This window comes from Kitasatospora sp. NPDC043950, from assembly GCF_056435345.1.
In genome coordinates this window covers 1-22,336 of the sequence record NZ_JBWKER010000055.1, presented here as the reverse complement: position 1 = coordinate 22,336, position 22,336 = coordinate 1, and the positions used below count along the sequence as shown (strand labels likewise).

Genomic DNA, 22,336 nt, shown 5'->3' with positions numbered 1-22,336 from the left:
AACCGGGCTCCGGTGCCCGCTGATCAGCGATGACGAACCGTCACTTCTCCAGCGCACCCGTCACCCTGCTGGTGGCCGGCGCCCCGTCGCCCGAGCCCTGCCTGCCCGCCGCCCGTCCGCCGAGACGGCTCGACACCGGGGCGGTCAACGCCGCGCTGGCCCGCACCGCCACCCGCCGGTGGCGTCCGCCGCAGCCACGCGGGGCCGGCCGGCCCCCGGAGTTCCTGCTGGTCGAGCTGCAACAGGCCTACGAGGCCGACGTGCTGCGCGCCGCCCTGCGCGCCGTCGACGGGGCCAGTCCCACGCCCCAGGACCGGGCGGACGCGCTCTGGGAGCGCACGGTGGACGGCCCCGACGGGCTCGACCGGGTCCTGGCCGACCTCGGACGCGCCCTCGCCGCCGGAGCGCGGCTGCGCGCCGTCCTGGTCGAGGACCGCCGGGACGGCCTCCGGCGCCTGTTCGTCGGCATCGCCGCCGGACCGTCCGCGCGCGCCGCCGAACTCGTGGAGCGGCTGCGGGAGGCGCTGGCGCACCCGCCGGAGCCCGTCACGGTGCCGACCAGCGCGCTGCAACGGGAGATGCTGCGCCAGGTCATCGGGCGCGCCGACCACGGCGGGCGGCACGTCGAACAGCTGTCCTGGAACTGGCACGGGCCGCTGGACACCGACCGGTTCACCGCCGCCTGGCAGTCCGTGTTCGACCACGAGACGGTGCTGCGCGCCGCCTTCGACTGGGACGACACCGCCGGCGACCCCTGGATGGTGCTGCACGAACGGGCCGTCCCCGAAGTCACCCGGCACCCGCACGGCGCGGTCGGCTGGGACGACCTGCTGGAAACCGACCGGCACCGCGGCTTCGACCTGCGCCGACCCGCCCTGCTGCGCGCCACCCTGCTCGACTCCGGCCCGCAGGACCAGGACGAGGGACCGGCCACCCGGGTCCTGCTCACCTACCACCACGCGATGCTCGACGGCTGGAGCGTGCGGCTGCTCCTCCAGGCCTTCTACCGCGCCTACCTGACCGGCGGCGTCCTGCCCGGCGGCGAGCGCCGCCCCGACGTCCGCGACCACGCCCGCTGGCTCGACGCCCAGGGAAGCGACGCCGCCCGGCAGTTCTGGGCCACCCGGACCGCCGCCGGCGCCGTCCTCCCGCTCGCCCCCGACCCGACCCGGCGCGGCAGCGGACGCGCCCGGCGCCGGCTCACCCCGTACGAGGCGGTCCGGCTGCGCGGCTGGGCGGCCGCCTGGGGGGCGGGCGAGAGCAGCGCCCTCCAGGCCGCCTGGGCACTGCTGCTCTACCGCGCGGCGCAGTCCCGCGAGCACCGACCGGCCCGGGCGGTGCGGGTCGGCTTCGCGGTGACGGTCTCCGGACGGGGCATCCCGCTGGACGGCATCGACCGGCTGCCCGGCGCGCTGCGCAACCCGCTGCCGATCTCCGTCCGGGTGCACCCGGGCACGACGGTGCCGCAACTGCTCGCGGCCCTGCGCGACGGCGTGCTCGACCTCGCCGCCTACGAGTGGGTCTCGCCCGGACAGGCCCACCGCTGGAGCGCCACCCCGCGCGGGCAGCGGCCGCACAGCCTGGTCGTCCTGGAACACCAGCCGACCGCCCCGCACCACCTGCGGCTGGAGACCGACCTGGCCGCGCACGGCATCCACGTGGAGAACCCCGTACCGGCCGGCACCTTCACCTCGTACCCGATCACCCTCGCCGCCCACTACGACGCCACCGGCGGACTCGTCCTCACCACCACCCACGACCGCGCCCTGCTGGCCGACCGGGACGCCGTCGAACTCCTCAGCCAGAGCGCCCACCTGCTGCGCACCTTCCCCGACCTGCCGAGCGGCCTCAGCACCTCGGAGGTGCTGCGCTCCACCCTCGCCGGACACCCCGCTCCCCGACCCGGCGGGCCCGCCGACCACCCGCCGGCCCCGGACGCGCCGACGGACGGCCCGGCCGTCCGGCTGGAGGTGCTGCGCCGGGCCGCCCGCCCGGGCGCGGGCTGGGTGCTGCTGCTGCCCCCGCCCGACGCCCCGCACACCCGCTACCCCGGCACCGCGCGCGGCTGGCCGGGGCCGCAGGCGCTCGGCGTGCTCCGCCCGGCCGCCGGCCCGCCCTCACCGGCCGCCTACCGCCCGGTCCTCGCCCCGCTGCTGGAGTCCCCGGCCCCGGTCGCCCTGGTCGCCGCGCCCGGCAGCGGCGTCACCGCCTACGAGGTCGCCCGGCTCGGCCCGCCGGCCCGCCCCCCGCTGGTCGTCCTGCTCCCCGACGACGCCGCCCCGTCCGACCTGTTCGCCCTGGCCCCCCTCCTCGGCGGCACGCCCCCGCCGTGATCCGCGCCCGACGCCCGATCGTTCCCATCAGCCGGACGAGTGACCAGGGCGCGTGGCTCGCCCCCACGGCCGAATTGGGTCACTTAGCGTCACCAGCATGATCTGGCTCGCCCGTAGAACCGCCCTTGCCTGCCTCGGCCTGCTCATCGCAAGTCTGTGGTTGGCCGTCCCCACGACGGCGTCCGCGGCACCGACGTTGACCCAGCTGGATATCGCCGGCAACTGCTCGCTGTCCTTCTCCGACACCGACGCTTCCGGAGTCGCCTACTTCATCGTCGAGCCGATCGGGACCTCGGGCGATCCCTGCCAGTTTCAGCTCACCGGCCCGCAGGGCACCCAAGTCGCGGACGTCACCGTGACCGGTGACCCGGCAGTCGTGTACGTCGGCGCCGCAGGCACGTACAGCGAACTGCTCACGGACGTCACCCAGGGCTCGACGGCCGGGTTCTCCAACCCGACGGTGACGGGCAGCCCGGCGCTGCCCGCGCTCCCGGCGGGCGAGGCGAGCAGTGGCGGGTGTTCCAAGGCGCTGCAACAGCGCACCGTGGCCGGCGCGGTGGTGCCGCAGTACGCCACCGGGTGGAACATCGTCTCCAGCGACAGCGGCGGCGCCTGCACCAACCAGGTCGGGGCGGTCGGCACCAACCCCTCGGGAACGGTGACCGGCACCACGGTGCAGGTCGCCATCCCCGACCCGTTCGGCCTGTCGCTGGCCAAGTCGGCGACCGCCGGCGGAGCCCCGATCACCACGGCGCAGGTCGGCCAGACCGTCACCTACCAGTACACCGTCACCAACACCGGCCCCGTGCCGTGGACGGCGGTCGCGGTCGACGATCCGCTCCCGGGGCTGTCGTCGATCAGCTGCCCCGGCACACCCCTCGCAGCCGGGCAGAGTCAGACCTGCCAGGCCACCTACACCCCCTCCGCGGCGGACGGAAGCGCCGGATCGGTCACCAACACCGCCACGGCCTCCGGCGTCGACGGGACCAGGCCGTTCGCCACGGGAGCCACGGTCACCTCGGGCCCCGCCACCGCCCGACTGAACATCACCACGGCCAGCCCGTCCCCGTCCCCCTCACCGTCGGCGTCCCCCTCCTCCTCACCGTCGCCGTCGGCCTCCCCCTCGCCCTCCACGACCACCGCGCCGCCGTCGCCGTCGCCGTCGCCCTCCACGACCACGACCACCACGCCCGCGACCGGGCCTGAACTGCCCGAGACCGGAGCACACGTCGGCCCGGCAGCGTGGATTGCCGCCGCCCTCATCGCCACGGGGGCGGGTGCCGCCTGGTTCGGCAGGCCGAGGCCGCGACGCCGACGCCGCTGACGGCACGAGGACATCCGCGGACCCCTCTCACTCCGCCATCGGGCCTGCCAGGCCCTCCCAGACGGGTGAGGGGGGTTCGGCCACGCTCCGGCGGGGACGTGAACGTGGCGGGCGGGTCAGCTCCCGGAGTGCCCGGACCGGTGCACTGGTGCACTGGTGCACTGGTGCGCCGGTTCGCAAAGGCCTGGCCGCGATCTCCCTGATCGGCCGCGACCTGCTGGCGAAGGGCGCCAGGCTCCGTCTTCAGCACCTGCGGTGCGGCGGACCCTAAGGTGAGGCATGGCCTGCTTCGTCCTGACCCGCCGTTCGCCGCTGCCCCCGGCCGTCTGCTGGGAGCGGCTGACCGCCTGGCCCCGGCACGGGGACCGGGTGCCGTTCACCCGGGTCACCGTGGTGCGGGGCGGTGGCGGGCAGGCGGGGGACGCCATCCTGGCCCGGACGGTCATCGGGCCGTTCCGGTTCGACGACCCGATGGAGATCGTCGGCCTGGCCGCCCCCGCACCTGGGCGCGACGGGCTGTGCCGGCTGGAGAAGCGGGGCCGACTGGTGCTCGGCTGGGCCGAACTGCGCGTACGGGCCCCCGGCCAGGACACCGGGCAGACCGGGGAGACCGGCGGATCCGAGGTGACCTGGACGGAGGAACTCCGGGTCGCGTGCCTGCCCGCGCCGCTCGACCCGCTCGTGGCCCGCGCCGGGCGCCTGGTCTTCGGCCGGGTGCTGGACCAGCTGCTGGGGGCGGGACCCCCTACGGCCTGACGTCGCGCCAGAGCCGGTACTGCCGGCGGACGTACCCGCGCGGGTCGTCGTCGACCGTGACGCGGTCGTACTCCGCCGGCATTCGGTGACGGTCCCGGCCAGTGGCGTCGGGTCGGCCGGTGGCCTCGGGCCGGCCGCCTACGCCGACAGGATCCGCCGCAGGACTTCCCGCAACTCGCGGTCGCCGGCGGGCGGGTGTGGCGCCTGCCAGGCGATGTGGCCGTCGGGGCGGGTGAGGAGCGCGCCGGTGGCGGGGAGGCCGGAGAGGCCGGGCCAGTCGGCTGCGGGCAGTGGCCGCAGCACGACGGGCAGGCCTGCCGCTGCGGCGGTGTCGGCCTGGCGTTGCCAGGCGGGGTCGCCGGTGGGTGTGAGCAGGGTGAAGCCGGGGCCGACGAGGTCGAGCGTCGACGCCGCCCCGGGGAGTCCGGCCAGGCACAGGTGCGGGAGGCGGCCACCGGGCCCGCCGTCGGGGTGCTCGCCGTCCGGGTCCAGCGGCGGGCGAGCGGGTGCGTCGGGGTCGGCGTGGACGGCGGTGGAGCGGTAGGCCGCCGTGAGCAGCAGTTCGTCGTCGATCCGGTAGCCGGTGCGGGCGCGGGAGTTGGCGAGGGACAGGTCGATGACCTGGCTGGCGACGGGGCGGCGCTCGGCCTGGTAGGTGTCCAGCAGCGCTTCGCCGGCCGACCCGGCCACGACCGCGGCGAGCTTCCAGGCCAGGTTGTCGGCGTCGCCGATGCCGGTGTTCATGCCGTGTCCACCGGTGGGGGGCGTCACATGGGCCGCGTCGCCCGCGATCAGGACCCGTGACCGGCGGTAGGTGTCGGCGAGTTGGGCGTCCAGCCGCCAGGTCTGGGTGTCCCGGACGGTGACGTCGAGGTCGGGCAGTCCGGCGGCGTCGCGCACCAGCCGGGCCAGCTGCCGGTGGTCGCCGAGGAGGTCGGCGAGGTCGTCGCGCCCGGGGTCGTAGGGGTGCTGGTAGATCCAGTGCCGGTCGTTGTCCACGGCCAGGAAGCCGCCGCGGCCGGGCTCGGTGAGGAAGTAGGACGCGCTGGCCCGGTCGGCGACGACCTCGCCGAGCGGCGCCTCGAAGCGGATGCTGAGGAAGTGGCCGAGGCCGGTCGGCCCTGCCATGGCGATCCCGGCGCCGGTGCGGACGGTGCTCGCTGCGCCGTCGCAGCCGATCAGCCAGTCGGCGCGCACGGTGTGCCGGTCGCCGGTGGCCCGGTCCTCCAGCACCGCGTGCACGCCCTCGCCGCCGCCTGCGGATGCGCCGACGGCGGCGGGCTCGGTGAACTCGGTGAACTCGGTGAACTCGGTGAAGGAGAGCAGCCGGGTGGCGAACCGCACGCCGTCCGGCGCGAGTTCACGGGCCCGGCGCAGCAGCACGGCCTCCAGGGCGTCCTGCGAGCAGATGAGCCCCGGCGACGGGGTGCGCTCGGCGCCACCGTCCGGGGCGCCGGCCACGCCGGTGCGTACGAAGTCCGGGTCGACGAGGTCGCGGCCACGGTAGAAGAAGACGTGCGAGGCCGGGAGCCCGGCCTGCCGGATGTCGGCTTCCAGTCCGAGCCTACGGAAGATCTCCATCGAACGCGCGGACACGCCACGGGCCTTGGGGTGGCGGGAGGTGCCCTGGTGCGCCTCGACGAGCAGGTGCGGCACGCCGTGCCCGGAGAGGAGGAGCGACATGGTCAGGCCGACCGGGCCTGCGCCGACGATCAGGACGGACGTCGTTGCCGGGAATCGCATGCCACTCCTTCGTAACGCCTAATCTTTGATTTTGACGTTACCATGGGATGCGCAAACGATCGGAAGGGGCGCACCCATGACCCAGGACCACGACGGCGGCAACCCCCGCGGCCTCCACTTCGTCACCGAGCTCGCGAACACCGTCCGCGCCGACCCCGAGGCGGGCGCCGCCGATCTGCAAGCCCTCCTGGAACGCCACGGAGGCCCGCCCTTCCGCCTCACCGACGCCGACGCCCGGGAGCTGCGCGAAGCCGCCGCCCCGCTGATCGGCATCCTCGCCCTCCACGACGAGGACGAGGCGGCCGAAGCGATCAACACCCTGCTCGACCACTACCCGGCCCGCCCCCGCCTCGTCCGCCTCCCCGGCCGCCCCTGGTCGATGCACACCCAGGCGCCCCCGGCCGCCGGCCTCACCCACTGGCTGCTCTCCACCTCCGCCCTGGCCCTCGGCCTGTGGCTCAGCGAGCGCGGCACCTGCGCCTGGGGCGAGTGCGCCGCCCCCGACTGCAACCGCTTCTTCATCGACACCGGCCGCCGCACCCCGCAGCGCTTCTGCACCCCGCGCTGCGCCACCCGGGTGCGGGTCGCCGCCCACCGGGCCCAGCGCGCCACCGACTGACGGCCCGCCGGCGCGCCCCTCCCCCACCCTTCAGCCGGGTGACGTCGCGGCAGCTGCGGATGGCGACGATGTCCGGGCGATGGCTCGAACCCGGCTACGGCCGTCCCGACCGGCCACCGACTCCTCGTTGGACAGTCCGGCCAGCACCGCGTACGGCACCGTGGGCAACTCCGACAGGTCTGTGGCAGGCCAGGCCCCCCAGCACACCGGTCACCGCACGGGCGGCGGCACAGTCCACGTCACGCAAAGTACCGTGGGCCACCCTGCTTCTGACGAAGGCCGCGTCCAGACGACCCGGCACCTCGCGGGGAGTGAACGTTCATGAGCGTAGGCGTCGCCCGTGGCAGGCAACCCGCGACATCCCGGCCCGTGCGCCCTGGGGCAGGCTCCGTGCACTGCGCGGCAGGCGACTGTTTCCCCGCCAGGAGCCGCCTGGGCTCTGTGGTCCGACCACGGTCCGGCTCCCGACCCGGCTCCCGACCCGGCTCCCGATCCGGCGCCTGCAACCCGGCACACCTTCACGGCGTCGAAGGGCCCGCGTCAGCAGCCGGCATCGGTCAGCGAGCACCGCACAACCGCAGGAAGCGCCCTGCCCCGCGCCAAGGAAGGCCCCACTGGTGACAGCGGGACCTTTCCTGTTCAAGCAGGCATAGCGGAATATCCCATTAAGGTGCTTGTATACCTTATACAGTACTCCCCCTGTAACGGCATCCGGCTGACGCCGGGGGCTCAGAGTGTGTGGGCTCGGACAGGAGAAGCGGCGGCATGAGCGTGACGAGCAATGACGACGGGCACGAAGTGCCCGTGGCGGTACCGGGCACGAACGACTCCTCCGCTCCGGACCCGCCGGCCGCGGCCGACCACGGCCGACGGCTGACCTGGCTCGGCTACGCCCTGATCGTCATCGTCTACCTGGGCATCATCCAAGGGCTCGGCGCGGCCATTCACGTGGACAACGGGAACTCCCGGAGCCAGTTCCCGACGACCGAGGCGATCGTCCACAACGCGCTGATCCCGATCGGCGCCTCCATCGTGTTCGTGAGCGCGGTGATCACCTGGCTCAGGTGGTGGCCCGCTGTCTTCCGCTACCGCGCACCTGTGCGGCGGTGGGTGCACCTGGTGCCGATCTCGATGATCGTCGCTGCGGTCGCGGGGCTCAACTACGGGCATCTCGCCCAGCAGCAGGCGTCGCTGGTGGTGTGCCTGCTGGTGCTCGGGGTGTTCGTCGGGGTCGGTGAGGAGTTGATGTTCCGCGGCGTCGGTGTCCAGGTCTTCCGGCGGGCCGGCCTCAGCGAGGGCCGGACCGCGTTGTTCTCCTCGGTCGTCTTCGGACTGGTCCACGTCAGCAATGCCATCAGCACCGGCCCGTAGGCGATCGGGCAGGCGGTGATCGTGGCGACCTCCGGTTACTTCTTCTACCTGTGTCTGCGCGTCGGCGGGGTCATCCTGCTCCCGATGCTGGTCCACGGCCTGTGGGACACCAGCCTGATCTCGAACCTGGTCGGCCCCGAACCAGGTGTTTCGGTCGGCATGGTCCTGCTCATCGCGCTGCAGATCGCGCTGATCGTCGTACTCATCGTCCGGCGCAAGCGAATCGAACCCTCCGTGGCAGTCGACCAGGGACCGCTGGCGTGATGATCCCGTCGCCGCTCCCGTACGGCGTGGAGCACCCGCACGGGTGAATCGGCCGGCACTCGGCCGCGGGTGTGAACGGCGAAGGGGGACACGCCCTTGCCCGGCGGGTGAGACAGCGGATGTCAATCGGGCGTCAGACTCCGCAGTCCGGCGCTACGACGCGAAGACGCCGATCCGGGCCCCGCCTCCCGCAAAACCCGAGCCGGACCCCAGGAACAGCCAGTTCAGGCATGGCCGAAATCACTCCCTGGTTACGAGGATGTACTTTCCGTAGGGTCCCGGTTGTGCGTCATGTCCACGTGCACGGCCGAGGGAGCGGGCTTCATGAGTGTCAGTGACGGCGTGGTGAAGGTCTACAGTGACCGCACCTACAGCTCCACCACGGTGGTCCGCCATCAAGGAACGACCGTGGCGTTCGCGATGGACGACCAGCGGCGCATCGTGTACTCGGTCCTGGCGCTCGGTGCCTACGATCCCGCCCGGGGGGAGGCGGACGCCGCCTACTGGACCGAGGATCCGCTGGAGCTGTCCTTTCCCGAGGAGCTCGTCCGCGTCGGGTACGCCGCGCTCGGTACCGTGACGATGCCTCACGTCAAGAAGGGCGGGCGGGTCGAGGCGGAGCACACGCAGGTGCTCGCCCCGCAGGAGAGCGACCCGTTCCTGTCCAGCACGGCCCGGCTCACCGCCGCCGTCCCGTTCCAGGTGCTGTCGGACGGCACGTACGTGGTGGTGCTGCGCCAGTCGGTGGCCGCCGGACACCCGGACGCCGTGCGCGAGGCGGGGCCCGGCCGGGCGTCGGGGGGCGCGACGGGGGCAGCGCTGGTCGACTCGGCGCTGCTGTGCGACCGCTTCCTGCTGGTGGACGGTGTCCTCAAGCCCGTACGGGAGATCCGCTACCGGCGCAGCCGCAGCAAGGACCGGCCGGATTCGGCGAAGGACAGCCTGGGCGGCACCGACATGGAGGGCCGTCCGTTCCGCGAGCCGACGCAGGTACTCGGCTTCGTAAGGAACCTGAGCGAGGGGCGGTTCACGGCGCTGCTCGTACCCACCAGCGTCGCGGGCACCGGCCGCTGGCAGTTCTTCAGCCACAACACGGCCACCTCCCGGATCGACGCCCTGAGCGTGGAGCAGAGCACGGACGGGCTGTTCGACACCCGGGGAAGCCGGGCCTGGACCAGCCCCGACCCCGCCTACCAGGGCGCCGTGTACGAGCGGGAGCCCGGCACCTGCCCCTTCACGGGGGCGCCGCTGGTGCCGGTGGCGTCCCGCTCCGGCTCCGGGGAGACCGCGCTGCGGCTGGCCGGGCCCGACGCGGCGGCGGCGGTCGCCGGCGTGCGGGACGGGCCGGAGTTCACCGTCGAGGTGTGGCTGCGGCCCGAGCGGGCGGCGGCCACGACCGTGTACACCGACGGCTTCGTGCTGGAGCTGGCCGAGGGCGGCGTGCCCCTGCTCAGCGGGTCGGGCACCGTCACCGGGACCCGGGCCCTGGCGGCCGGCGAGTACGCCCACCTCGCCGTGGTCTGCCGGGACGGTACGGCCACGCTGCACGTGGACGGACTGCCCTGCGGGACCGGTCCGTTCACCCCGCCGCCCGGCACCGGCACCGCGGTGCTCGGCGGCGCCGGGCGGAACGTGGCGTTCGACGCCGACGAGCTGCGGATCTGGGACCGGGCCCGGGCGCAGGACGAGCTGCGGCAGGATCGCGGCCACCGGCTGGTCGGGGACGAACCCGGACTGGTCGCGTACTACCGCTTCGACGAGGCGTCAGGTTCCGTGGCGCACGACCAGACGGACCATGCGCGGCATGCCGCCCTGTCCGGGGCCGTGTCGTGGGTGACCTCGACGGCGCCGGTGGGCGAGCACGCGGGCATCCGCCGGGACAGCTTCTCCTTCGCCGCCCGCACCGTCCTCTCCGCCCCGTCGGCGATCCTCTACCACCAGCAGGAGGCCCAGGCTGCCGGGTACCACGACGTGCCCAAGCCCGCCAAGCACCAGACCCGGGTGCTGCTGTCGTGCGCCACGGGCGACGCGGCCGCGCCGGACGCCGAACCCCGCCTCGCCGTCCTCGATCTCGCCGTCGGCGCCGACGGCCGGCTCGCGCAGGTCGCCGACGTCCTGACCCTGCCGGACCTCACCACCCGGGAGCACGAGGACCTGGACCACCAGAGCGCGCTGGAACAGCGGATCAAGGGCCTCCGGACCGAGATCGCGGACCTGCGGGCCCAGTCGGTCACCCTCACCGCCACCTGCGCGGACATCCCGGCCCGCCAGGCCGCGGAGGACGCCACGCGGCACGCACTGACCGCGGCCGAGGCGCAGTGGGAACTCCAGCGCGACAACCCCGCGGACTGGGACAACGCCCAGCTGCGCTTCACCAGGCCCGACGGCCACAGCTACTGGGTCGGCCCGCAGGGCAACACCCTCCACCACAAGAACCCCCTGAACGGTTGGGACACCGTGCCCGGCATCAGCAGCTGGCGGTTCGTCTACTCCGGCTGGCGGGACGGCGTCGGCCGCAAGCTCTACTTCATCCGCCTCGTCAACGGCGGCTACCAGATGAACGTCTACGGCGGCACCAGCGCCGAGGGCAGCTACGTCCAGCTGTACAACAGCAGCAACGCCAACACCGCCAACGAACTGTTCGCCGTGATCCCCCAGTCCGAGGGCACATACCAGATCGTCGCCTACCACAGCGGCAAGACGCTCGCGATCCGCGCCGCCGGCGGCAACTACCTGGCCCAGTACACCAGCTCCACCGTCATGGCCGGCGGCGAGGGCCGGTGCCGGATCGACCGGATCTCCTGGTCCGGTGCGGACACCGCCTTCACCGCCGCGCGCAACGCCCACGACGCCGCCCAGGAACAGCTCCAGGCGCTGCTGGCCGCCCAGGAGCAGCTCAACGACGTCACCCTCCAACTCGCCGTCCGCGAAGCGGCCCTGACTTCCGCACAGGACGAACTCGGCCGGTTCACCGACGGCCTGTCCGGCACCGACGACGTGACGGTCGCCGCCGCGCACCTGGGCACCGACGCCACCGGGCTCGGCTCCACCGGCGGACTGCTGTCCTTCGCCCGCACCTCCTCACGGCCCTTCCTGATGGACAGTGCCACCGGCCACGTCGCGCTGTACTTCCGCGGCCTCAACGACCAGTTCTTCGCCGCCTACTACGACACCCAGGTGGTGCGCGGCACCAAGACCCTCGGCATCGGGGACGCCGCGCTGCTGTTCACCGCCAGGGACGCCGGAGTGGACCTGACCGGGGTGAGCGTGAGCGTCACCGCGGTCCAGGGGCAGCCGGGGTTGTGCGACCTCACCATCGACCTGCCCGGCGACCGCGAGGTCTGGCGCGCCCTGCCCCGCGACACCGGCACGCTCGTCGACGTGCTCTCGGGCGCCACGCACGTCCCGCAGACGCTCGGCACCGCCGCCGAGCCCGTCCGGACCGACGGACCGGACCCCTCAGACGCCTCGGACCCCTCCGCCGCCGAAGCCACGCTCGGCCTGGCGGCCCCACTCGGCCGGCCGCTCGCCGCCCCCGCCTACATCGCCACCGACGACGGCGTCCGGCTGCTCACCGAGTCGGCCCCGGCCGGGGCCACCGCACTGCGCGTCGACCGGCCCTGCCGCCCCGCGCCCGGCTCGCCCGTGCGCCTCGTCCCGTACGACCCCGCCCTGGCACGCGCCGAGCGGCCCGGCGCGGACCTCTCCCGCGGTTCCCGCCTCGTCACCGTCGCGGCGGCCTCCCCCGACGCCCGGGTGCAGGACGGCACCGCCGACGACGCCGTCGTCGGACAGCCCTGCCGCTGGCGCGGCTCGTCCCCCGGCCGCGCCTTCGCCTTCAACGGCACCGACCAGTACCTGGCCCTGCCCGCCGCGGCCCTCCCCACCACCACGACCGCCTCGAACGTCACGGTCGAGGCGTGGGTCAACCCCTACCGGGCCACCCGCACCGCGTGTCTGGTGCACGCCGCGAACGACGCCGACGCCCCTTACAGCCTGCTGCTCGCCGATGCCACCGCCCGTACGGCGGTGGTCTTCGACGGCGCCGACGACCAGGTGTCCGTCGACGGCCTCGCCCTGTCCGGAACCGCCCTGACCATCGAGCTGTGGGCCAGGCGGGCCGTCGCCGCCCACACCGCGAGCGAGACGATCCTGTCCTACGGCGCCGGCGCGCTGTCCCTGTCCTACGACCAGGCCGGGACGGTCTCCTTCGCCCTCGGGAGCGAGGTCCTCACCACCGCCGCGTCGTACACCGACACCGACTGGCACCACTGGGCCGCCGTCCTCGACCCCGCCACCCGCACCCAGGTCCTCTACCGCGACGGCGTCGAGGCCGCCCGCCGTTCCACGGCCCGAACCGTCACCCGCGACGGACGGCTCGTGCTCGGCGGTCTCGGCGCCGCCGCGTCCTTCCGGGGCGGCATCGACAGCCTGCGGGTGTGGAACCGCGCTCGGACGGCCGACGAGATCCGTGACCTGATGCGGCAGAACGTCGCCAGCGGACTGCCCGGCCTGCTCGGCTCGTGGACCTGCGGCGACCAGCAGTTCCTGGACACCTCCGGTCACGGCCGCCACGGCGTCCTCGGCGGAACCCCGCAGGCGGGCGAGTCCCACTCCAAGGGCTACCGGGTCGTCGCCGGCGTCGGTGAGCGCGCCGTCCGCAGCCGGGACGTCTTCCCGGCCGGCGAGTGGGCCCACGTGGCCTCCGCTTTCGAACAGTCCTGGGCCGTCCGGCTCGACGGCTCGTCCTGGCTGGACAGCGACGGGGACGACTCCCTCGGCCTCACCGGCGACCTCACCCTGGAGGTCTTCGGCACGCTGGAACGCCTCGGCACCACCCAGGGCCTGATCACCCGTGGCCGGCTCGGCGGCGAGGAGCACGTGCCCTACCAGCTGTCCGTACGCCCGGACGGCAGGCTGGAGTTCGCCTTCGAGGAGGCCGGTCCGGTCGTCCGGCGCTTCGTGTCGACGGCCACCGTCCCCTCCGGCCGCTTCACCCGGATCGCCGTCGTCAAGCGGGCCGGCCGCGAGACCACCGAACAGCGGGGCACCCGGCAGATCGCCCTCACCGGCCCGGACGGAGCCGGCACCACCCAGACCGTCGACGTCGTCCAGGGCGTCGACGTCCACGCCTGGGACGACATCACCTTCTACATCGACGGCACCCCCACCGGAACCTCCCGCTACACCGGCCCCGGCCCCGAGAGCGGCACCGGCACCCTGGAGATCGGGCGGGTCCGGGAGGGCATGCGGACGTACGGGACGCGCGGCGTCCTCGGCGAGGTCCGGATCTGGAACAAGGCCCGCGACGCCGCCGTCATCGGCACCCCGGTCTCCCCGCGCGACACCGGTCTGGTGGCCCGGTTCACCTTCGAGGAGAACACCGGCAGCACCACGACCGACACCACCGGCGCCCACACCGCCCGGCTGCGCGGCGCCACCTGGACGCGCGACCCCGACCCCCGGGCCAGCGTCTTCCGCCTCTACCGCAACGGCATCGCGCTGGCCACCGATCCGGTCGACGCGGCGGCCCCCGACAGCCCGACGCACTACGGGGAACGGCAGTTCACCCTCGGCGCCCGCCTGGCCGGCACCACCGTCACCGACGCCCTCGACGGGACCCTCGAAGAGGTCCGGGTCTGGCGCACCGCCCGCACCGCGGAACAGATCAGCGACAACCTCTTCACCCGCCTCAAGGGCGACAAGGAAGACCTGATCGGCTACTGGCCCTTCGACCGGGACTCCACCTCCGGCGGCACCGACGTGGTCCGCGACATGGGCCTGCGCGGCAACCACCTGCGGCCCGGCCCCGGCGCCGCGCCGACCGTGGTCCTGTCCACCGCTCCGGTCTCCACCGACACCGCGGCCGTGCGCTCCGCCGTCTCCGGCGTGCGCACCCCCTTCCACGAGACCGTCGCCACCGCACCGGCCGTCGGCGAGTACGCCGACATGCAGTACGCGGCCGACGGCACTGCCACCGGTGTGATGAAACGCGCCTACTCCTACCTCACCGAGGAGGGCCGCTGGCGCCTGGTCACCGGCTACAAGGTGGGTGACCTGGTCAGCGAGTGGGTCAGCCAGGTCCAGTACGACCCCCAGCTCATCGGCTACATCGAAGGCGCCCCGCCGGTCCCCTCCGAGAACCTCACCGGCCAGGGCAACGACTACCGGGGCGCCTCCAGCGTCGGATTCACCACCGCCGACTCCGTCACCGAGTCGCTGTCCTCCTCCCGCGACCGCAGCGCGGACGCCGCCTTCCACTTCGCGTTCAAGAACACCTACGACGCGGACACCCTGCTCATCATGGCCCCGCTGGGCATCGGCACCGCCAAACCGGCGGTCAAGGGCGGCGCCGTCCTCAGCCTGGACAACACCCTCGAATTCACCAACACCTGGACCGACGCGACCACCCTCACCCAGGCCACCGACACCGCGCGGGCCACCACCGTCGCCCTCACCGGCCACTGGGAGGACCCCGCCCACCTGCTCAACCCCGCGCTCGGCCGCCGCTACCAGCCCGCCAACACCGGCTTCGCTCTGGTGCAGTCGCAGACCGCCGACGTGTTCGCGCTGCGCCTCGCCCACACCGGCACGCTCGTCGCCTACCGGATGCTGCCCAACCCCGACATCCCCAGGGACTGGAACATCCTCACCTTCCCCATCAACCCCCAGTACACCAAGCAGGGCACCCTCGACGGCGGTGTCGGCTTCGACGAACACGGCAAGGTCCTCGACCCCGCCTACCCCAACGCCCAGCGGTACGGCGAGTACAGCTACTACAAGCCGCGCGAGGCCTACGCCCTCAAACGCGCCATCCAGCGCCGCCGGCAGCAGCTGCGCAGCTACTACGAGAGCGTCTCCACCGCCACCGGCACGCCCGATCCCACGCAGCAGCGGGCCGCCAGGATCGCCGAGACCTTCGTCGGGCCGATCGACGACAACCGGGGCGAGAGCACCGGGCAGACCGCTGCCGACGGGGCCGTCGTGCGCGACCTGGCCAACACGTACGTGTGGACCGCCGACGGAGGATTCTTCGCCGAGACGACCACCACCACGGACTCCGTCACCGAGACCACCGCCGGTTCCTACACCGTCAAGGACATGGCCACCGCGGGCGCCGAGTTCGGCTTCACCGTGTTCGGCGTCGGCATCGGCGCCCAGCTCGACGCGAGCCTCGGCGGCAGCCACAGCGTCACCCGCACCCGCGCCCGCGACGCCTCCCGCTCCTACTCCCTCGACGTGGACTGCCGCCCCTCCGGCGACCTCCAGGCCTACAGCGCCGACGGACAGACCCGTTTCGACCCCGACGGCAGCCCCCGCCGGGTGCCGGGGAAGGTCGACGCCTACCGGTTCATGAGCTTCTACCTCCACGAGTCCGGGGACAACTTCGACGACTTCTTCCACAAGGTCGTCGACCCGCTCTGGCTCGCCGGCTCCTCCGCACCCAGCGCCGCGGCACTGCGCCAGACCCAGCAGTCCGACCGCAAGCCGCCCTGCTGGCGCGTCCTGCACCGGGTCACCTTCGTCTCCCGCATCCTGCCGCCGGTCCCCGCCGCCGACGCGCCGCCGCTGGAGCAGGACCTGGTCCGCGCCGACATCGCGTCCAACTACGAACTCGTCCGCCGCCTGGACCCGTACGTACGCCAGGCCACCGCGACCAGGACCGCCCTCGCCGCAGCCACCCGTACGGCCCTCACCACCCACCTGCCGCACCTCCTCGCCCACGAGGAGGCCATCACCCGGTTCCTCACCGACTACTACGGCGTCACCGAGTAACCCCCGCTCACGGCGGAGACCCCACCGCCCCGCACACTCCGCAACGCACCGGCTCGAACCGACCCGCTCTCGTGTCTGCCCACCCTGCCGGGCGGCAAGAGCGGGCCGCGACGGTGCGATGTGGCGCCGCGACGTGGACGTGGCCGTCGCCCTCCGCGGCCTGGCGCCCCCCCCAGCTGCCGAAGCCCGCCGACGTCATCGAGAAGCTGGGGCTGTGGTGAGCGGTGCCGTGCCGGGCTCGGTCCTGGCCGCCCTCGCGCACCCCGACGACGCCGAACTGTGGACCGGCAGCGCCCTCGCCCTCCACGCCAGGTGCGCCGTCGTCACCGCCGGCGACGTCATCGCCGCGCCCACCATCTCATTGCCCGAGGAGACCGGCGGGCAGAACTGGGACTACCGGGCTGCCTGGCCCGAGGCAGCGCCCGCGGCCCGGGCCGGCTGGGTTCAGGCCCCGGCGGGGTGGGTGAGGGTGTGCCAGGCGTTGTAGCCACCGAGGAGGTCGGAGACGTCGGGGTGGCCGTGGTGGCGCAGCAGACTGGCGGCGATGGAGGAGCGGTGGCCGCTGGCGCAGTGGACGACGAGGGGGTGGTCGGTGGGGATCTCGTCCAGGCGGTTGGGGAGTTCGGTCAGGGTGATGTGCAGGGAGCCTTCGATGGATCCGGTTTCGCGCTCGCCGCGGGTACGCACGTCCAGGACGGTGGGGGGCTGTTCGCCGGCGAGTGCGGTGCGGAGCTGGTCGGCGGTTAGGCGGCTGGCGGGAGTGAGGTCGTCGGCGAGGGCGGGCAGGGCGTTGCCGGGGTTGCGCAGGTAGCCGGCGATGCGGTCGAAGCCGATGCGGGCGAGGCGGGTGATGACCTCGCCCTCGCGGTCCTGCGGGGCGATGATCGCGATGTTGCTGTCGGGGGTGAGGACGGTGCCGGCCTGTTCGGCGAAGCGGCCGTCGACGGGGACGTTGACGGCGCCGCGGACGTGTCCCGCGCCGAACTCCTGGGGGCTACGGGCGTCGAGGACGACGGCACCTGCGCCGCGGACCTCCTTGAAGCCTTCGGGGCACAGGGGACGGGCTGCGGTCGTGGGGTCGAGCAGCGGGTGGTCCTGGCGGTTGAGGGTGGCGTCGTGGCCGAAGTAGGCGGGGGCGGTGGACTGGCCGGCGGTGACGATGCGGACGAAGGTGTCCTGGTCCATGGGCTGGCAGGCGTAGTTGGTCAGGCGCTGGGTGCCGACGGTGGACCGGCGGTCGGTGGAGAGGTTCTTGCCGCAGGCCGAGCCGGCGCCGTGGGCGGGGAAGACCAGGGTCTCGTCGGGCAGGGCCATCAGCTTGCGGTGGACGCTGTCGTAGAGCATGGCGCCGAGTTCGGCGGCGGTGACGCCGGTGGAGGCGAGCAGGTCGGGGCGGCCGACGTCGCCGATGAACAGGGCGTCGCCGGTGAGCACGCCGTACGGGACGGCGTCGTCGGGCTGTTCGAGGACCAGGACGCTGATCGACTCGGGGGTGTGGCCGGGGGTTTCCATGATCTGGAGGGCGACGTCGCCGAGTTCGATCCGTTCGCCGTCGCTGAGCTTGCGGATCGGGTACTCGGTCTCGGCGCGGTGTCCGTAGCCGATCCAGGCGCCGGTGCGGGCGGCCAGTTCGAGGTGGCCGGCCAGGAAGTCGGCGTGGAAGTGGGTGTTGATGACGCCGACGACGGTCAGGCCGCGTGCCGTGGCGTCGGCGAGGTATTCGTCGACGTCCCGGCGCGGGTCGACGATCACGGCCTGGCCGGTGGTCTCGTCGGCGATCAGATACGAGGCCTGGGAGAGGCAGTCGAGGTAGAACTGAGCGAAGTACACGGGGAACCTCCTGGGCGGCGTCGGGCGCCTCGGCGTGATCTCAATACCCCCACTGGTATATGTGTCAGCATACGACCCCACGGTCGATACGGGGCAGGGTATCGCCGAACGAGGTCGATAATACCCCCCGGGGTACTATGGTGGACATTGCGCGGGACCGCCCGTCGCCGTCGGAGACGGGCGGAACCGAGGAGGCGCCCACGCCCCTGGGGCGCCCGCCCGGCGCGCCGCCCCGCGGCGGCCCGTCCGGCGCCGTCCGGCCCGCACCAGACCAGACCACCGGAGCACCGCATGCCCCCGCTGCCGCCCGACCCCGGGCAGACCACCCCCGCCCAGGCCCACCAGCTCGCCCGCGCCGGCACAGCCGTCCTGCTCGACGTCCGGGAGCGCGGCGAGTTCACGGCCGGCCACGCCCCCGGCGCCCTCCACCTGCCGCTGATCACCCTGGCCGCCCGCGAACCGCTGCCGCCCGAGGCGGGCGGACGGCTCGTCCTGGCGATCTGCCACTCGGGCAACCGTTCCGCGCGGGCGGCGCAGCTGCTCGCCGAACGCGGCGTCGAGGTGCTGAACGTCGTCGGCGGCATGACCGCCTGGGAGCGGGCCGGACTGCCGGTCACCACGCCGGGCGGCGGCACCGGCGGCGACGGCGGCGACGGCGACGGCGACGGCGACGGCGGCGGCAGCGGCGGCAGCGCCGGCGACGGGAGCTCCAGGGACGCCGGGGACGCGATATGACCGCGCTGCTCCTGGCGCTGGCCGCCGGGGCCGTGGTCGGCCTCGCCCTCGGCGGCCTCGGCGGGGGCGGCAGCATGCTCGCCGTCCCCGCGCTGGTCTACCTGCTCGGCTTCAGCCCGGCCCTGGCCACCACCGCCGCCCTGGTGATCGTCGCCGCGACCTCGCTGACCGGCCTGCTCGCGCACGCCCGGGCGGGCCGGGTCCGCTGGCGCACCGGCGCGCTGTTCGCCGCCGCCGGACTGCCCGCCGCCACGGCCGCCGGGGCGCTCTCGGCGCACCTGCCCGGGGCGCTGCTGACCGGCGCGTTCGCGGTGCTGGCCGGGCTGGCCGCCTGGCGGATGCTGGTGCCGCCGAAGGCCGCCCCGCAGGAACGTTCCGCCGCCGGGTGGGGCCGCTCGACGGCGACCGGCGCCGGGCTCGGCGCGGTCACCGGGCTGCTGGGTGTCGGGGGCGGGTTCCTCGCCGTCCCCGCGCTGGTCTCGGTGCTCGCCTTCACCATGGCCGAGGCGGTGGGCACCAGCCTGCTGGTGATCACCGCCAACGCGCTGGCCGCGCTGCTGCCCCGCCTCGGCGCGACCGGCGCCATCGACTGGGCCGTGGCCGCACCCTTCACCGGGGCCGCGATCCTCGGCGCCTGGGACGGAAAGCGGCTCGCCGACCGGCTCAGCGGGCGCACCCTCCAGCGGGCCTTCGCGTTCGCCCTGCTCGGCGTGGCCGCGCTGATGCTGGTCACCGCCCTGCGCTGACGCCGGTCGCCGCGCTGCGCTGATGCCGGCCACCGCCCCGCACCGACGCCGGGCGGGCCCCGGCTCCCGGCGCGCGAACCGGAGGACGAGTCCGGAGGGCGGCAGCCGACCGTGCGCCGACCGTTGACGCGACTCGGACGGGCATGTGACATTGCACATGTCACCCAGCGCCGCTCCGGGGATTTGAACGTTCAAACCCCTGTCCGCGCACGCTGCCCGCCCCCTGACGCACCGCCACCCGTCCGACAGGAGAGCCCCGATGCCCCCCACCCGCGCCCCGCGCCGCCGACCGGTCCGCGCCCTGCCCTCGGGCTTGGCGGTCCTGGCCGTCCTCGCCGTCCAAGCCGTCGGCGCGGGACCGGCCCGAGCCGACGGCCCGGCCCCGCTGGTCGACGGCGGCGGCTACGTCCTCGGCTCCGTCCTGGACGGCGGCTGCCTCGGCCCGCAGTACGCGCAGCCGGCAGCCGGCACGCCCGTCGTCGGCACGGCCTGCCAGGGACTGCTCAGCCAGCGCTGGCAGCTGCACCGCACCACCGACGGCTACCGGCTGGTCAACGCCGCGAGCGGACGCTGCCTGACCCTCGACGGCACCGGGCGGCACCCCGGCACGGCCGACTGCGGCACCGACCCCGCCGCCGAGACCTTCGCCATCTCCCCGGCACCGGGCGGGAGTCACACCCTGACCGCACACGGCGCCTGCCTCACCACGGCGGCCGACCGCGAGCAGGACGGCGCCGCCGACCACGAGCAGAGCAGCGCAGCCGACCGCCGCCGTTGCGACGCCCGGCCCGCCCACCGCTGGACCCTCACCCGCAGCGAACCGCTCACCCTCACCGACCCCGGCTTCGAACAGGGCACGGACGGCTGGACGTTCACCGAGCACACCGGCGTCGCCACCAACAACCCGCACGGCGGCACCCGCCTCGCCTACCTCGACGCCGGCTCCGGCCACCGGATCGCCCAGCAGGTCACCGCCGTCACCGCCGGCAGCTACGACCTGTCCGCCTGGATCGCCACCGGCGGCGCCGGCGGCACCTTCTCCGTCAGCGTCAACGGCACCGTGATCCGCTCGCTGACCCTGCCCGAGCAGCCCGTCTACGCGAAGTACACCCTGCCCCGGGTGCACGTCGCGGCCGGCGACCGGCTCACCCTCGGCATCGGCTCCTCCCCCACCGGCTGGGTCAACGCGGACGACGCCTCCGTCGCCCCGTCCGCCCCCGGCGACCCGAGGATCAGCTCCTCGGACCCGGAGGTCGTCGCCCTGTTCGACTGGGCCAAGACCAAGGCCAACAGCTGGGTGCAGCAGGCCGGCACCACCGGCGTGCTCAACCAGGACGAGAACAACCCCGGCGGCACCGGCACCACCACCTACGACACCACCTACTGGGCCGGCTACCCGTTCCGCTCCGACTTCTACAGCCGCGACTTCGCCCACCAGCTGGTCGGCGCCCACCTGCTCGGCCTGGACGCCGAGAACAAGACCATGCTGCGCGGCTTCGCCGGCTCCGCCACCGAGACCAACAAGCTCTACCCGGTCTGGGCACTCAACTTCGACGCCAGGACGTACGGCAGCATCGACTACCGGAGCCCCGACCGCTTCGTGCGCGAGCTGCCCGCGCCGTTCGAGCTGGTCGAGAAGGCCGGCGAGGCCTACCGGTGGACGGGGGACCGCGACTACGCCGACGACCCCGCGCTGAGCGGCTACGTCCGCAACACCCTCGGCCCCTTCATCGCCCAGCACCCCGGCCCGGTCGACAACGGCGGCCTCCCCATCCCGCAGGCCACCAGCCGCAGCATCTTCGCCGGCACCGCGAGCTACGCCGAGAACGCCACCAGCACCTACGCCGAGGCCGGCGACGCGATCGGCGCCCAGTACCAGGCGTACCTCGCCGCCGCGACCCTGGCCACCGCCAAGGGCGACACCGCCGCCGCCACCGGCTACCGGCAGGCCGCCACCGCGCTGCGCGACTACGTCAACACCACCTGGAGCGTGGACCGGCAGCAGCCCGGCGAGGTCGTGCACGGCTACGACACCACCGGCAAGCCGGTGACCGGCTGGGGCTACGAGTCCAGCGTGCTGATGCCGGTCAAGCAGTTGCTCGACCCCGGCCCGCGCCGGGACGCCCTCCTCGCCGCCATCGACGCCGCCGACTCCGGCCCGCAGCGCTCGACCAACCTGGAGGCCTACACCTACCTGCCGGACGCCTTCTTCGCCAACCACGACGGCGACACCGCCTGGAAGTGGATGCGGCAGATCTACCAGGGCGTCGACCAGCTCCACGCGAGCGGCCGGATGCTCAACGGCGACTACCCCGAGGTCCCGTTCACCCTGCTCGGCCAGACCGTGCAGGGCCTGCTCGGCGTCGAACCCGACGCCGCCGCACACACCCTCGTGACCGCCTCCCGGCTGCCCGCCTCGATGGGCTGGCTGGAGGTCGCCGACATCCCGGTCGGCGCCGGCTCGGTCACCGTCCGGCACGACGGCCACCGCAGCAGCACCGTCACCAACACCGGCGGCGCGCCGCTCACCTGGGAGGCCCGCTTCACCGGCCCGCACGGCGGGATCACCGTCGACGGCAAGGCCCGGCCCACCCGGACCAGGACCTTCGACGGCGTGACCTACACCTACGTCACCGTCACCCTCGCCCCCGGGCACACCGCGAGCGCCGCCGTCACCGACTGACCCCCACACCGCAGTACCGGGGGGGGGGGGGGGGGCGCGACCCACCCCCCCCCCCCCCCCCCCACCCCCCACCCCCCCCCCCCCCCCCCCCCCCCCCCACAACCCCCCCCCCCCCCCCCCCCCCCCCCCCCCCCCCCCCCCCCCCCCCCCCCCCCC

13 protein-coding genes are annotated in these 22,336 nt (G+C 74.1%); 11 read left to right on the top strand and 2 right to left on the bottom strand.

Features of this window, described 5'->3' with window-relative positions; translation table 11 throughout:
- The first annotated feature begins 29 nt into the window (after positions 1-29).
- The 3 genes from AC07BF_RS30120 to AC07BF_RS30110 all read left to right on the top strand — a co-directional run bounded on the left by AC07BF_RS30120 (position 30) and on the right by AC07BF_RS30110 (position 4,413).
- Positions 30-2,333, top strand: a complete 2,304-nt coding sequence (locus tag AC07BF_RS30120; protein WP_478334173.1) for a condensation domain-containing protein — start codon at positions 30-32, stop codon at positions 2,331-2,333.
- Between the two features lie 97 nt (positions 2,334-2,430).
- Complete coding sequence (locus tag AC07BF_RS30115) at positions 2,431-3,657, top strand: DUF7507 domain-containing protein (RefSeq protein WP_400807920.1); 1,227 nt, start codon at positions 2,431-2,433, stop codon at positions 3,655-3,657.
- 279 nt (positions 3,658-3,936) lie between these two features.
- On the top strand, positions 3,937-4,413 hold the full coding sequence (locus tag AC07BF_RS30110) for an SRPBCC family protein (RefSeq protein ID WP_400988654.1): 477 nt from the start codon (positions 3,937-3,939) through the stop codon (positions 4,411-4,413).
- Between the two features lie 138 nt (positions 4,414-4,551).
- Here the strand turns inward: AC07BF_RS30110 and AC07BF_RS30105 are convergent, their stop codons facing one another.
- Positions 4,552-6,156: an FAD-dependent monooxygenase gene (locus AC07BF_RS30105; RefSeq protein ID WP_400988652.1), complete on the bottom strand. Its 1,605-nt coding sequence runs from the start codon at positions 6,154-6,156 to the stop codon at positions 4,552-4,554.
- Positions 6,157-6,232: 76 nt separating this feature from the next.
- Between AC07BF_RS30105 and AC07BF_RS30100 the strand changes: the two genes are divergently transcribed.
- From AC07BF_RS30100 to AC07BF_RS30080, 5 genes are all read left to right on the top strand, one after another.
- Positions 6,233-6,775 carry a CGNR zinc finger domain-containing protein gene (locus AC07BF_RS30100; RefSeq protein ID WP_363586371.1) on the top strand — a complete coding sequence of 181 codons (543 nt, stop codon included), beginning with the start codon at positions 6,233-6,235 and terminating at the stop codon, positions 6,773-6,775.
- 765 nt (positions 6,776-7,540) lie between these two features.
- Positions 7,541-8,146 (top strand): CPBP family intramembrane glutamic endopeptidase, encoded by a 606-nt coding sequence (locus AC07BF_RS30095; RefSeq protein WP_478334172.1) that lies wholly within the window; start codon positions 7,541-7,543, stop codon positions 8,144-8,146.
- 21 nt (positions 8,147-8,167) lie between these two features.
- Positions 8,168-8,410 carry a hypothetical protein gene (locus AC07BF_RS30090; protein ID WP_478334171.1) on the top strand — a complete coding sequence of 81 codons (243 nt, stop codon included), beginning with the start codon at positions 8,168-8,170 and terminating at the stop codon, positions 8,408-8,410.
- A gap of 324 nt (positions 8,411-8,734) precedes the next feature.
- Positions 8,735-16,186, top strand: a complete 7,452-nt coding sequence (locus tag AC07BF_RS30085) for a LamG-like jellyroll fold domain-containing protein (RefSeq protein ID WP_478334170.1) — start codon at positions 8,735-8,737, stop codon at positions 16,184-16,186.
- Between the two features lie 217 nt (positions 16,187-16,403).
- Entirely contained in the window at positions 16,404-16,673 is a 270-nt protein-coding gene (locus AC07BF_RS30080; protein WP_363586368.1) for a hypothetical protein, read from the top strand.
- Here the strand turns inward: AC07BF_RS30080 and AC07BF_RS30075 are convergent.
- Positions 16,631-18,016, bottom strand: coding sequence for an MBL fold metallo-hydrolase (locus AC07BF_RS30075; RefSeq protein ID WP_478334169.1), 1,386 nt, complete (start codon positions 18,014-18,016; stop codon positions 16,631-16,633). The two genes, AC07BF_RS30080 and AC07BF_RS30075, sit on opposite strands and share 43 nt — an antisense overlap.
- A 291-nt stretch (positions 18,017-18,307) precedes the next feature.
- Between AC07BF_RS30075 and AC07BF_RS30070 the strand changes: the two genes are divergently transcribed.
- The 3 genes from AC07BF_RS30070 (at position 18,308) to AC07BF_RS30060 (ending at position 22,180) form a co-directional block, all read left to right on the top strand.
- A complete protein-coding gene (locus tag AC07BF_RS30070; protein ID WP_478334168.1) occupies positions 18,308-18,751 on the top strand; it encodes a rhodanese-like domain-containing protein in 444 nt (147 codons plus the stop codon).
- Complete coding sequence (locus AC07BF_RS30065) at positions 18,748-19,497, top strand: sulfite exporter TauE/SafE family protein (protein WP_363376397.1); 750 nt, start codon at positions 18,748-18,750, stop codon at positions 19,495-19,497. The genes AC07BF_RS30070 and AC07BF_RS30065 overlap by 4 nt, the downstream gene beginning before the upstream one ends.
- A gap of 259 nt (positions 19,498-19,756) precedes the next feature.
- Positions 19,757-22,180: an RICIN domain-containing protein gene (locus AC07BF_RS30060; protein ID WP_478334167.1), complete on the top strand. Its 2,424-nt coding sequence runs from the start codon at positions 19,757-19,759 to the stop codon at positions 22,178-22,180.
- Positions 22,181-22,336: the final 156 nt, after the last annotated feature.

Bases quoted from the DNA above. Each gene is read 5' to 3' on its own strand.
- AC07BF_RS30120 (WP_478334173.1), top strand. From the start codon at position 30: ATGACGAACCGTCACTTCTCCAGCGCACCCGTCACCCTGCTGGTGGCC.
- AC07BF_RS30115 (WP_400807920.1), top strand. From the start codon at position 2,431: ATGATCTGGCTCGCCCGTAGAACCGCCCTTGCCTGCCTCGGCCTGCTC.
- AC07BF_RS30110 (WP_400988654.1), top strand. From the start codon at position 3,937: ATGGCCTGCTTCGTCCTGACCCGCCGTTCGCCGCTGCCCCCGGCCGTC.
- AC07BF_RS30105 (WP_400988652.1), bottom strand. From the start codon at position 6,156: ATGCGATTCCCGGCAACGACGTCCGTCCTGATCGTCGGCGCAGGCCCG.
- AC07BF_RS30100 (WP_363586371.1), top strand. From the start codon at position 6,233: ATGACCCAGGACCACGACGGCGGCAACCCCCGCGGCCTCCACTTCGTC.
- AC07BF_RS30095 (WP_478334172.1), top strand. From the start codon at position 7,541: ATGAGCGTGACGAGCAATGACGACGGGCACGAAGTGCCCGTGGCGGTA.
- AC07BF_RS30085 (WP_478334170.1), top strand. From the start codon at position 8,735: ATGAGTGTCAGTGACGGCGTGGTGAAGGTCTACAGTGACCGCACCTAC.
- AC07BF_RS30070 (WP_478334168.1), top strand. From the start codon at position 18,308: ATGCCCCCGCTGCCGCCCGACCCCGGGCAGACCACCCCCGCCCAGGCC.
- AC07BF_RS30065 (WP_363376397.1), top strand. From the start codon at position 18,748: ATGACCGCGCTGCTCCTGGCGCTGGCCGCCGGGGCCGTGGTCGGCCTC.
- AC07BF_RS30060 (WP_478334167.1), top strand. From the start codon at position 19,757: ATGCCCCCCACCCGCGCCCCGCGCCGCCGACCGGTCCGCGCCCTGCCC.